This window comes from Streptomyces malaysiense (assembly GCF_000980885.2).
Taxonomy (GTDB): domain Bacteria; phylum Actinomycetota; class Actinomycetes; order Streptomycetales; family Streptomycetaceae; genus Streptomyces; species Streptomyces malaysiense.
The window spans coordinates 1-517 of sequence record NZ_LBDA02000161.1 but is presented as its reverse complement, the minus strand read 5'-3'; the positions used below and the strand labels follow the sequence as shown (position 1 = coordinate 517).

Sequence of the window (517 nt, the reverse complement as noted above, 5' to 3'; positions counted from 1 at the left end):
CGCCGGCCATATCCCCCAGGCCCTGCTCACCACCGCCTTCTCCGTCATCGCGGCACTCGCCGCGCTGCGCATGCTGCGCCCCGCCCGCACCACCGCCGACCCCACCGCCCCGGTGAGCCCGCTCAAGGCGGGCGCCGCCGGCGCCGGACTCGGCGCCGTGACCGGCTTCCTCGGCGTCGGCGGCGGCTTCCTCGCCGTACCCGCCCTGGTCAGCGTGCTCCGGCTGCCCATGCGCCGCGCCGTCGGCACCAGCCTGCTGGTCATCACCATCAACTCGCTCGCCGCGCTCGCCGCCCGCGCCGGCACCGGGACGCACCTGGACTGGGCGGTCGTCGCCCCCTTCACCGCCGCGGCCATGCTCGGCGCCTGGGACGGCAAACGCCTCTCCAGGAAGCTCAAGGGCAACACCCTGCAACGCGTCTTCGCCTGGGTACTCCTCGCCGTCGCGGCCTTCATGCTCGCCGACACCCTCCTCTGACCCCTCCCCCCCACCCGCCGCACACGCCGCACACGCCGC

1 protein-coding gene is annotated in these 517 nt (G+C 75.6%); it reads left to right on the top strand.

The window, feature by feature from the left end; translation table 11 throughout:
* Positions 1-478, top strand: a 478-nt coding sequence (locus VT52_RS34620) for a sulfite exporter TauE/SafE family protein (RefSeq protein WP_046429446.1), incomplete at its 5' end; no start/stop codon positions are given.
* Between the last annotated feature and the right edge of the window lie 39 nt (positions 479-517).